The 10,892-nt window shown below is 74.2% G+C and carries 9 protein-coding genes, 3 tRNA genes and 1 pseudogene; 7 read left to right on the forward strand and 6 right to left on the reverse strand.

All coding sequences use genetic code 11. The features are described 5' to 3' along the window. The 4 genes from BU198_RS20090 to BU198_RS20105 all read right to left on the reverse strand — a co-directional run. Nucleotides 1-453 (reverse strand): helix-turn-helix domain-containing protein (locus BU198_RS20090; protein WP_188298242.1); only part of this gene is annotated, 453 nt, incomplete at its 3' end. A 397-nt stretch (nt 454-850) separates the two neighbouring features. Continuing rightward, entirely contained in the window at nt 851-2,254 is a 1,404-nt protein-coding gene (locus tag BU198_RS20095) for a glutamate decarboxylase (RefSeq protein WP_188298243.1), read from the reverse strand. A 106-nt stretch (nt 2,255-2,360) separates the two neighbouring features. Beyond that, on the reverse strand, nt 2,361-3,794 hold the full coding sequence (locus BU198_RS20100; protein WP_188298244.1) for an FGGY family carbohydrate kinase: 1,434 nt from the start codon (nt 3,792-3,794) through the stop codon (nt 2,361-2,363). A 169-nt stretch (nt 3,795-3,963) separates the two neighbouring features. Continuing rightward, nucleotides 3,964-4,269, reverse strand: a complete 306-nt coding sequence (locus tag BU198_RS20105) for a hypothetical protein (RefSeq protein ID WP_188296468.1) — start codon at nt 4,267-4,269, stop codon at nt 3,964-3,966. Nucleotides 4,270-4,525: 256 nt separating this feature from the next. Between BU198_RS20105 and BU198_RS20110 the strand changes: the two genes are divergently transcribed. Both BU198_RS20110 and BU198_RS20115 read left to right on the forward strand, forming a co-directional pair. Next, nucleotides 4,526-4,598, forward strand: a tRNA-Asn gene (locus BU198_RS20110). 61 nt (nt 4,599-4,659) lie between these two features. Further along, nucleotides 4,660-4,732 (forward strand) — tRNA-Asn (locus BU198_RS20115). Nucleotides 4,733-4,888: 156 nt separating this feature from the next. Here the strand turns inward: BU198_RS20115 and BU198_RS20120 are convergent. Further along, a complete protein-coding gene (locus BU198_RS20120; protein WP_188296469.1) occupies nt 4,889-5,635 on the reverse strand; it encodes a trypsin-like serine peptidase in 747 nt (248 codons plus the stop codon). A 335-nt stretch (nt 5,636-5,970) separates the two neighbouring features. Here BU198_RS20120 and BU198_RS20125 point away from each other — a divergent pair. Next, nucleotides 5,971-6,044: transfer RNA gene (locus BU198_RS20125), tRNA-Ile, on the forward strand. A gap of 237 nt (nt 6,045-6,281) precedes the next feature. Here BU198_RS20125 and BU198_RS20130 read toward each other — a convergent pair. After that, nucleotides 6,282-8,372 (reverse strand): hypothetical protein, encoded by a 2,091-nt coding sequence (locus BU198_RS20130; RefSeq protein ID WP_188296470.1) that lies wholly within the window; start codon nt 8,370-8,372, stop codon nt 6,282-6,284. Nucleotides 8,373-8,573: 201 nt separating this feature from the next. Between BU198_RS20130 and BU198_RS20135 the strand changes: the two genes are divergently transcribed. The 4 genes and pseudogenes from BU198_RS20135 to BU198_RS20150 form a co-directional block, all read left to right on the forward strand. Continuing rightward, nucleotides 8,574-9,521 (forward strand): SPFH domain-containing protein, encoded by a 948-nt coding sequence (locus tag BU198_RS20135; RefSeq protein WP_188296471.1) that lies wholly within the window; start codon nt 8,574-8,576, stop codon nt 9,519-9,521. Nucleotides 9,522-9,530: 9 nt separating this feature from the next. Continuing rightward, nucleotides 9,531-9,758, forward strand: a complete 228-nt coding sequence (locus BU198_RS20140) for a hypothetical protein (protein WP_188296472.1) — start codon at nt 9,531-9,533, stop codon at nt 9,756-9,758. Nucleotides 9,759-9,797: 39 nt separating this feature from the next. Next, nucleotides 9,798-10,466: a GOLPH3/VPS74 family protein gene (locus tag BU198_RS20145; protein ID WP_188296473.1), complete on the forward strand. Its 669-nt coding sequence runs from the start codon at nt 9,798-9,800 to the stop codon at nt 10,464-10,466. A 94-nt stretch (nt 10,467-10,560) separates the two neighbouring features. Continuing rightward, a pseudogene (locus BU198_RS20150) lies at nt 10,561-10,892 on the forward strand (1-aminocyclopropane-1-carboxylate deaminase/D-cysteine desulfhydrase); the annotation flags it as partial.

A 10,892-nucleotide genomic window follows, 5' to 3' on the forward strand; every position in this document is an offset into this window, starting at 1 on the left:
GACCAGCGCCGCCGGGCGCCGCCACCAGCCGGCGGGGGCGGGTCCGGGCTCCTGTCCGGTCACCAGCGCCTCGTCGGCGGCCGGCTTCTCGGTGGTCGGCTCCTCCGACCCCGAGGGTCCGTCAGCGACGGCCTCGGCAGGGGCTTCGGCTGTGACGGCGGGCCCGGCCTCCGCCCCGGCCACTGCCTCCGGCCCCGCCACCGCCTGCCGCCACAGCGCCCGCAGCGCGGCCCCGTCGCAGTCCACCGCACCGACCAGCGCGTCCAGCGCCTGCTCGGTGACGATCCGTTTGCCGTTGAGCCAGCGCTCCCAGGACGCCCGGCTGTAGTGCGTCCTGGCGGCCAGCTCGGACAGTGACAGTCCGGCGGCGTCCTTGATGGCCCGGAGCTCCTGCGCCAGGCGTCTGGCGGGCTCGGACAGCTCCTCGGGCAGCTGCTTCCAGGCGGAACCCAATACGGCGCTCCAAATTCGCGAAACGGGACGTGGGGCGGGTGACCGGCTGGGTCCCGGCCCGGGCCGTTCGGCGTTTCCGCTTCTCCAACCTCACCGGCCCGGCGTCCCAAATCCCAGGTCACGGCGCTGAGACGGACGGAAGTGTCTCACAACCCCCGGAGACGCTCGACCGTGCACGTCGCCGTCGTGCACAGTTCTCTGGCCGGTGCGGTCCGGCCGTCGGCGAACCGTTCGGACACCGATCGACGACCCGTCATCGGTCCGCACCCGGTCCCGGTTCCCCCACCGGTCCCGGACAGCCTCGCGGGGGGAGGCTGCCCGGGACCGTCCGGGATGCTCCGGTGGGGAGGGCGCTTCGCTGCGCCCTCCCCACCGTGACGTTCCGCCGTGTGGACGATCAGTGGTGGAAGCCGGACCTGGCCGGCACCCCGAGCTCCTTGAGCGGGACGGGCTGGCGCCGCAGCTCGGGCAGCAGCCGGTCGAGGTCGGCCAGCAGGAGGTCGGCGAGGTCCCGGGAGAAGCCGTTGCGGCAGACCACCCGGAGCACCGACAGGTCCTCCCGGTTCGCCGGGAACCGGTACGCGGGCACCTGCCAGCCGCGCTCGCGCAGCCGCCGTGAGACGTCGAACACGTCGAAGGGGAGGTCCCCTTCGGTGGTGAACGCGAACACCGGGAGCTGGTCGCCCCGGGTCAGCAGCCGGAAGCAGTCCAGTTTCCCGATCTGCCCGGCCAGGTAGGTGGCGACCTCGCGGCAGGCGCCCTGGACGGCCCGGAAGCCCTCCCGGCCGAGCCGCAGGAAGACGAAGTACTGGGCCACCACCTCGGCGCCGGGCCGGGAGAAGTTGAGCGCGAAGGTCGGCATCTCGCCGCCGAGGTAGTTGACCCGGAAGACCAGTTCCTCGGGCAGCGCCTCCTTGTCGCGCCAGAGCGCCCAGCCCACGCCCGGGTACACCAGCCCGTACTTGTGGCCCGAGGTGTTGATCGAGGCCACCCGGGGCAGCCGGAAGTCCCAGACCAGCCCGGGGTCGAGGAAGGGCGCCACCATGCCGCCGGAGGCGCCGTCCACGTGTACCGGGACGTCGATGCCGGTGCGCTCCTGGAAGGCGTCCAGGGCCGCGCAGATCTCCGGGACCGGTTCGTACGAGCCGTCGAAGGTGGAGCCGAGCACGCCGACCACGCCGATGGTGTTCTCGTCGCACAGCGCGACCGCCCGCTCGGCGTCCAGGTGGAAGCGGGTGCCCTCCATCGGGGCGGTGCGGGCCTCGACCTCCCAGAAGTTGCAGAACTTCTCCCAGCACACCTGCACGTTGACGCCCATCACCAGGTTGGGCCTGGCCCCGGCGGCGTAGCGGTCGGCGTTGCGGCGCGTCCAGCGGCGCTTGAGCGCCATGCCGGCCAGCATGCACGCCTCGCTGGAGCCGGTGGTGGAGCAGCCGACCGCGGCGTCCGGGTCGGGGGCGTGCCAGAGGTCGGCGAGGATCGCCACGCAGCGCCGCTCCAGCTCGGCGGTCTGCGGGTACTCGTCCTTGTCGATCATGTTCTTGTCCAGGCACTCGGTCATCAGCCGGGTGGCCTGGGCCTCCATCGAGGTGGTGACGAAGGTCGCCAGGTTGAGCTTCGCGTTGCCGTCCAGCATCAGCTCGTCGTGGATCAGCTGGTACGCGGTGTCGGCCGCGACCGGCCCCTCGCCGAGCCGGTGCAGCGGCGGGGCCAGCTTCATCGCGCCCAGCGGGTCGGCGGCGCTCGGGTACGGGCCGATGCTCAGCCGGCGGTCGCCGCCGGCCCCCTTGTGCAGCGCCATGGCGTCCTGCCGCCCTTCGCGTCGGTGGCCGTGTCCCGTCCCACGCTGCCACCGGGCGCCGGGTGACGCATCCGCGCCGGCCGGCGGCCGGCACCCCGACCCCGGATCAGGCCGCCGTCTCCGGGTGGACCTGGTCGCGGGCGGCCCGGTACTGCTGACGCACCGCCGAGCCGATCGCCAGGTCCTGCTCCCCGTCCGGTTCCACGGTCTCGGCGTCCGGCAGCTCCCACCGCGGCGGCTCCGGGGTGCCCGCCAGGGCCCAGGCGGCCTGCCGGGCTGCCCCGCGGGCGGCGTGCGCACCCGGCGGCGGCACCACGACCGGGACGCCGAACAGCATCGGGGCGATGTGCCGGACGGCGGGCAGCCGCCCGGCCGTGCCGAGCAGGAACACCCGCTTCACCTCGACTCCCTGGGCGCGCAGCACGTCGAGGGCGTCGGCGATGTTGCACAGCATGCCCTCGACGGCGGCCCTGGCCAGGTGCTGAGGGGTCATCGCCTCGGCCCGCAGGCCGGTCAGGGTGCCCGCCGCGTGCGGCAGCGCGGGGGTGCGCTCGCCGTCCAGGTAGGGCAGCAGCACCAGGCCGTACGCGCCGGGGGAGGAGTGCAGGGCGAGGTCGCTCAGGCCCTCCAGGTCCCGGCCGAGCAGGGCGGCGGTGGAGCGCAGCACCTGGGCGGCGTTGAGGGTGGCGACCATCGGCAGGTGCCGGCCGCTGGCGTCGGCGAAGGAGGAGACCAGTCCGGAGGCGTCCACCACGGCCTCCTCGTGCACCGCGAAGATCGTCCCGGCGCTGCCGAGCGAGACCACCGCGTCGCCGGGGCCGAGGCCCAGGCCCAGCGCGGCGGCCATGTTGTCGCCGGTTCCGGCCGAGATCAGCAGGCCCTCGGGGGTGTGCCCGGCGGGCTCGGACGGGGGCAGGACGTCGGGCAGCCTGAGTTCGTGGCCGAGTGCCAGCTCGACCAGGTCCTGCCGGTACTCGCCGGTGACCGGCGACCAGTAGCCGGTGCCGGAGGCGTCGCCGCGGTCGGTGGTGCGGCGCCTGGGGTGGCCGAGCAGCTGCCAGACCAGCCAGTCGTGGGGCAGCAGCACCTCGGCGACCCGGCGGGCGTTGGCCGGCTCGAACTCGGCCAGCCAGCGCAGCTTGGCGACGGTGTACGTGGGGGCGGGCACGGCGCCGATCGCGGCGGTCCAGGCGGCCGGGCCGCCGAGGGCGTCCAGCAGCTTGGCGGCGGCGCCGCTGGAGCGGGGGTCGTTCCACAGGATCGCCGGGCGGACCAGCACCCCGCCCGCGTCCAGGCCGATCATCCCGTGCTGCTGCGCGCTGACCCCGATCGCCCGGACGCCCTCCAGCAGGCCGCCGGTGGCGGCGTCGCCGAGCGAGTGCAGCCAGACCTGCGGGTCGGCCTCGCCCGGGCGCAGGTCCTGGTCCTCGGGGACGGGGTGCGGCGCCTTGCCCGAGCGCAGGACGGCGCCGGTGTCGGCGTCGCACGCGACGATCCTGGTGCGGTTGGTCGAGCTGTCTATCCCCGCGACGATGGCCATGTCGAGATCATGCCTCAGCCCGGCTCCGGACGCGTCCGGGCCGGGCGGGCCGTTGCCGGTTCGCGACACCGGGCCCGGGTGCGCGTGGCCCGGGCGTCACCGTCCCGTCACGGACGGGCGGCGGGTCGCCGTTGCACCGCCTCACGTGAGGCGGTGCAACGGTTGCCCGTCACGGCCGGAAGGTGCCCCAGCCGTCGTCCTCCGCCCGGGAGCGGTTGAAGTACGGCACCCGGTCGGTGACGGCGTTCGGCAGCCGGTCGCCGACCCGGTCCGCGACCACCCCGGCCGCCTTCCCGGCCACCGCGCCGGCCTGCTGCCGTGCCCGGTAGGTCGCCCCCTGCACCGTGGGGTTCCGGGCGATCTGCCGGGTGACCTTGGAGATCTGTTCGTAGCGCCGGCGCCCGGCTCGCGAGCCCAGGACGTAGCCGGCCGCGAAGCCCGCGGCCAACGACAGCTTCCACATGATCGGATCCACCCTCTCCTGGCGGCTTCTGCCGCATTGCCCTACCCGTCCGTCGGGACGGCGAACCGTCGGGACGGCGAACCGTCCGCGCCCCAGCATCCCCGCCCCCGTCGCCGGGCGCGCGCGGGGCACGCCGGGCGGCCGCCCGGCGGCCGCCCGGCGGCAACCCGGGAAAGCGATTGGCGGACCACCCCCCCGAGTGCGCTAATGTATGTCCCGCAGCGAGCGCCGAGGAACCCGGGACACCGGGGGCCGAAGCGGAAGCCGATCCCCCATAGCTCAATTGGCAGAGCAGCCGACTGTTAATCGGCAGGTTATTGGTTCGAGTCCAATTGGGGGAGCCGGGAGCGAAGCCCTCCGGGGCCCAGTTCCCTTCCGTGGTACGGAAGTCGAGTACCGCGATCCCGCATAGCTCAATTGGCAGAGCAGCCGACTGTTAATCGGCAGGTTATTGGTTCGAGTCCAATTGCGGGAGCTGCACCGGGTCCGCCCGGTGACTGCTCAGAGCGAAGGCCCCTCGGTCGACCGGGGGGCCTTCGTGTTGTCCCGGTACGCTCGCGCGACGTGACGTACGCGACACCGGGCCCGGGCGCGGGCCCGGGTGGGCGCCGCCGCCCCGCCCGGTTCCGGGTCAGGTGGTCGCGGTCCGGTAGAGGGCGTCGACCCGCTGGTCGAAGGTGATGCTGTACGAGGTGCCCGGGGTCTCCCCGCCCTCCTGGTAGCCGCCGATCACGCCCACCACCGTGCCGTCCGTCGCGACCCACGGACTGCCGCTGGTGCCGTCGGTGTAGCCGCCGCAGTCGAAGCGCTCCTGGGTGGCGCTCTGCTCGCGGGTCCGGACCGCGCAGGTGATCGGCTCGTCGCTCTCGTTCGGGTAGCCGGTCACCGAGACGGACAGCCCGAAGCCCTGGCCGGTGCCGAGCGGGTTGCCGCCGACCGCGTCCTCGACCTGCCGGCCGTCGACCGGCCCCACGGTGACGAACGCCACGTCGTACTCGGGGTCGTCGCCGGCCGCCCAGCGCGGGTCGACGGTGATCGCCTGTACCGGCCAAGTCCCGTACGGGGTCGATCCGTTGCGGTAGCCGGGGGTGAACACCAGGCCGTCCAGCAGGCCGATCCGGCGGGTCTGCACGCAGTGCGCCGCGGTGACCAGCAGATTGCGCCGGGGGCTGTGCACCACGCTCGCGGTGCAGGCCCGGGGGCCCTGCGCGGTGTGGATGGAGAGGGTGCCGATCCGGTCCCGGGCGGGGCTCTGCTGCGCGACCTCGGCCGTGGGCGCCCCGTCCTGGCCGCCGCACGCGGTGCCGACGGCCAGCAGCAGGGCGGTCAGCGCGACCGTTCGTACCGTGTGCGCGGGCCGTGCCGGGCGGGAGGCCATCGGGTCTCCGTCTCGTTCCTCGGGGCGGGCACCGGGGCCGTGCGTTCCGCCGTTCGTGAGGAAGATCTACCAGGCCGTGCCCGGCGGCGCCACCGCCGGGTGCCCGGCGGGCCGGTGGTGTCGCCGCCGGCGTCCCACACGTCGTCATCCGCCCGGGCTGCCCGGGCGGGGAGCTCCGCCGCCACCCGGGCTGCGCCGCCCGGAGCGGAGCGGACCGTCGCCCCGGCTGCGCCCCCGGCGCGCACCGCGGGTGATCGACCGGCTATGCTGCCCGGGACGGCCTCGCTGGGGCCGTCTGCTGCTGCCGTGCCGACGACCGGCGCGTGCGGCGAACCGGGGCGGTAGCTCAGCCGGTTAGAGCAGGGGACTCATAATCCCTTGGTCGTGGGTTCGAGTCCCACCCGCCCCACCTTCCTGCCCCCGGCTGTTGTCGGCCGCCTTCGAGAAGGCCCCTGACCAGCCCGAACGCCCGTTTCCGCCGAGTGGAACTGTAGGGCAGGATCTCGTCCGCCGGAGTTTGCCACGCCGCGTTTCACCCTGCCCGGGGACATCCGGGGACTTCCGGCGAGGCCGGGCGACGGAGCCGGGCCACGACTGTGGGGCCGTCACCGGGGAACGGTGACGGCCCCACAGTCGTCGGTGCGGCTCAGCGGAGAGCGACCGGCCGGATGCTCACGTCGCCGCTCTCGTAGTGCAGCGCGGAGACGGCCAGGTCCGGGAGCCTGCCCGCGGCTGCCAGCGCCTTCAGGTCGGCGAGCAGCGGCGAGCCCTCGTCGACGTAGAAGCGGAGCGGGGTCGCCGGCCGGGAGGCGGCGAAGTCCGCCATCTCCTGGGCGCTGCGGTGGCCGATCGCCCAGGCCCACAGTTCCCAGGTGCTGCCCTGGTTGCGGTTGAGCACGCTCAGCCAGAGGTTGTCCTCGACGCCGCTCCAGTCCGGGCTGGCCTCGCCCCAGGCGCGGGCGCCGGCGAGGGAGACCGGCAGCCGGCCGTCCTGCGGGTGGTCGGTGTTGAGGACGGCGATCCGCTGGGCCAGCTTGAAGTGCGCGCCGGTGCCGTTCAGCTGGGACCGCCCGGGGCTGCCCTCCCAGCCGGCCTTGCCGGAGTCGGGCTGGGCGTTGCTGAGGACGGCGAAGGCCAGGCAGCCCGCGACGGCGACCACGGGCACCCCCGAGCGGAAGCGGGACCGGACGGTCGGGCGTGCGCCGGGGGCCGGTGCGGTGCCCGGCCCGGCGAACACGCGGCGGCCGAACGCGGGCAGCAGGGCGGCGGCGAAGCAGATCACCCCGACGACCATCAGCTGATGGATCATCTTCTCGTAGAAGTACGAGGTGGTGCCCGCCGTGCGGAGCTGGTACTCCATCACGCCGTAGCAGAGCAGTGAGACCGCGGCGAGCGAGGCCAGCGCGACCCGGCGCGAGCGGTTGGCGCGCGCGCTGCGGGTCAGCAGGGCGAGGAACGCGGCCACCACGAGGGGGAGCAGCAGGTGCCGGCCGACCGGGCTGATGCTGCCGGGAAGGGTCAGCACGTCCGCCGAACCGGCCGACTTGGCGTTGCTGTACGGCGGGAACAGTGCGAGGACGCCGGTCACCGCGGCGGTGGCCAGCACGGTCGGCCAGTGCCGGAAGCAGTTCCGCCGGTGCATGACGGCCCAGGCGAGCACCACGGCTCCGACGGCCGGCAGCAGCAGGTAGTGGCCGAAGGAGATGCCGACCGTCAGGGCGCCGAGCGCCACGACCTGCTCGTGGAAGCGGCTGAGCGGCCTGATCGCCAGGGCGAGCAGCAGGGCGAACAGCCCGAGCGCGAAGATCTCGCTCAGGAAGCCGCGGGCCTGTAGCTGCGGCACCTCGGCGACGACCAGGTAGACGGCGGTGGGCAGGGCGAGGGCCAGGCCGCGCCAGCCGCGCAGCGCGCGGCCGGCGACCCGCTGCACCGCCCACAGGACGGCGACCGCCAGGCCGGCCGCGGTCAGGGCGGACAGCAGGATGAACAGCGACATCTGGGCGAGCGCCGGGCCCTGGGTGGTACCGCCCCGCAGGAAGCCGGTGATCACGGCCAGCGTCAGGTGACTGCCCTGCGGGTAGGTGTCGAGGCCCGTCGTGACGGAGACGGCGGCCTCGCTCTTGTGCAGGGAGGTCAGGCCGCCCACACGCAGGATGGTGTCGTACAGTGCCGCGTGCCGGGCGAGGTCCTCGAACGAGATGATCAGGCCCAGCCGCTCGGTGGCGTTCCGGCGGACGACCGGGTACAGCGTGAACGCGACGGCCGCGGCCGCGGGCAGCAGCAGCGCGAGGTCCCGGGTGGGAACCAGCCGGCGCAGCCGCACCCACGGCCGCTGGGCCGGCCCGGCGGGCCGGGGGCCCTGGAGGAGCAGGATCGCGATCAGCGGCACCGCGGTGGCCTCGGCGAGCGCCACCGGGTGCAGGCCCCACGGCCAGTAGCCGGCGAGCAGGCTGAGTGCGCAGGTCCAGCCGATCAGGACGCCGCCGGAGACCATCAGCCGGTCGAAGGCGGTGGCCCGGGAGCGGATGAGGGTCGCGGCGGCGTACCAGATCAGTGCGAAGGTCAGCAGGTCGGCCGAGACCAGGTGGAACAGCGGCGGGAGGATCAGGAGGGCCGCGGCGAGCCGGAGCTGTGCCGCGTTCGGCCGTTCGAACCCGGTCCCCGGGCGGTGCCGCTCGGTCCCCGCGCCCGGGTTCGTTCTGTCCGGTATGTCGACAGATCCGGCAAGCGCTGTCATGGATGCGATTCCCCCACAAACGATGCTGAGTGTGCAGATGTCGGGTGGCACTTATGAACATTCGTACGGGTCGACAAGTCTGCCGCATCGGTGGCGGGTGGCCGGTGCCGGGGGTCGCCCCGTACGGCCGGATGGCGGCGGGTGGGAAAAAGTGATATCACTTTGCCATCGGATGAGAGTGCCTGCCGAAGGAGTCGCCCCATGACCACACCGCGTACGACCGTCGAGGACGGCCCCGCCCTGGACCTCCCGGTCCCCAAGATCACCGAGAAGGTCATCACCGGGGCGGCCGGCCTGCCGGTGCTCGGCGGCACGCTGCTCGGGCTGCTCGCCGGGATCGGCTCCTTCGTCGGCGGCGCGGTCCAGCTGTCCGGCGGCAGCAAGGGGGCGGGCGTCGCGCTGATGGTCGTCGGGCCGCTGCTGCTGCTCGGCTCGCTGCTGCTGATGTTCGGGCTGACGGTGGTCTCGCCGGGCCAGGCCAGGGTGGTCCAGCTGCTCGGGCGCTACCGGGGCACCATCCGGGCCGAGGGGATGACCTGGCTGAACCCGTTCACCAGCCGCCGGCACATCTCGCTGCGGATCCGCAACCACGAGACCGAGACCAGCAAGGTCAACGACGCGGACGGCAACCCGATCGAGATCGCCGCCGTGGTGGTCTGGCAGGTCGAGGACACCGCGATGGCGGTGTTCGAGGTGGACGACTACGCCGACTTCGTCGCCATCCAGACCGAGACGGCCGTGCGGCACATCGCCACCAGCTACCCCTACGACGCCCACCACGAGGGCCAGTTGTCGCTGCGCGACGGCGCGGAGGAGATCGCCCGCAAGCTCTCCGCCGAGATCTCCGCCCGGGTCGCCGCGGCCGGTGTGCGGGTCGTCGAGTCCCGGATCACCAGGCTCGCGTACGCTCCGGAGGTCGCCCAGGTGATGCTCCAGCGCCAGCAGGCCGGGGCCGTGGTCGCGGCGCGCAGACTGATCGTCGAGGGCGCCGTCGGCATGGTCGAGGAGGCGCTGGACCGGCTCGCCGAACGCGATGTCGTGGATCTGGACGAGGAGCGCAAGGCCGCCATGGTGAGCAACCTCCTGGTGGTGCTCTGCGGCGAGCGCGGCACCCAGCCCGTCGTGAACACGGGTTCCCTCTACCAGTAAGGCGAGGCCTTGGCGACGGAACGGAAGAAGCTCCTGTTGCGGCTGGACCCTTCAGTTCACGACGCACTCGCCCGATGGGCCGCGGACGACCTGCGCAGCACCAACGCGCAGATCGAGTTCCTGCTCCGCCGCGCCCTCGGCGACGCGGGCCGGATGCCCACCGGCGCGGCCCGGCTTCCCCGGCGCGGCCGCCCGCCCAAGGAGAGCCCGGAGAGCGTCGGTCCCGACGAGGACTGACCGCGGGGCCGGGCGCTCAGAAGACCTTCGGAGACCGACATGGAACTGCCCGCCACCCTCCCCGAGAAGCTGTACCTGCTCGCCTACGACCCGCGGCGCGGGCGGACCACCCAGCACTCCTCGCTCAACCTGCTGCTCCAGGCGGCGGCGCTGACCGAACTGCTGCGCCGGGGCCTGTTGTACGAGGAGGGCCGCAAGGCCGTCGCCCGGGTCCGGGCCGGCGCCGCCGAGGCGGGCCTCGACCCTTACAGCGCCCGCCTGTTGGGCCAGATCAGGGAGACCCGGCAGCACAGCTGGAGCTGGTGGGTCGGCCGTGCCAGGAGCTACGGGCACGACCAGCCGATCCGCCGGGTCAGGGACGGCCTGGCGGACTCCGGCCGGATCACCCTCCGGCCGCACCGGGTGGCCGGGCTGTTCCCGGTGACCCTGGTCGCGCTGGACGGCCCGGGGGCCCGGGAGGCGCTGGCGGCCTCCGTCACCGGGGCGCTCAAGGGACCGCTCAGCCGGGTCGACCCGGCCGACGCGGCGCTGACCGCCCTGGTCGCGGCGGGGAAGCTCCGTTCGGTCCTGAGCTCCGGGCAGCGCAGGGAGTACCGCGGCCGGATCGGGAAGCTCGCCCTGGCGGCCGGCCCGGTCCCGCGCGCGCTCGGCACGGCGCTGGCCTGGCGGACGGCGGGCCAGGCGGCGGAGAGCGCCTCGGTGGGCTGACGGGCCGTCCACGGGGGAGACGGCCCGTACAGGGGGCTGGAGCCCGGTCGCCGATCCGGCGGCCGGGCTCCACGCACACCCGTAAGCTGGCCGGGTGCTCGAACCCGCCCTGCTGCCGACCCCGCTGGTGGACTGCGCCGACGAGGCCTTCGCCCGGGCCGGGGTGGCGCTGCGGCTGAAGCGCGACGACCTGCTGCACCCCACCGTCCCCGGCAACAAGTGGCGCAAGCTGGCGCCCAACCTGGCCGCCGCCGTGGAGCGGGGCCACACCCGGCTGCTGACCTTCGGCGGCGCGTACTCGACCCATCTGCGGGCCGTGGCGGCGGCCGCCGGGGCGCTCGGGCTGGAGAGCGTCGGGCTGGTCCGCGGCGAGGAACTGGCCGGCCGGCCGCGCAACCCGTGGCCGCCAGGCTGCGGGCCGCCGAG

The sequence above is a fragment of the Streptomyces sp. CBMA156 genome, from assembly GCF_014596515.1.
Classification (GTDB): Bacteria; Actinomycetota; Actinomycetes; order Streptomycetales; family Streptomycetaceae; genus Kitasatospora.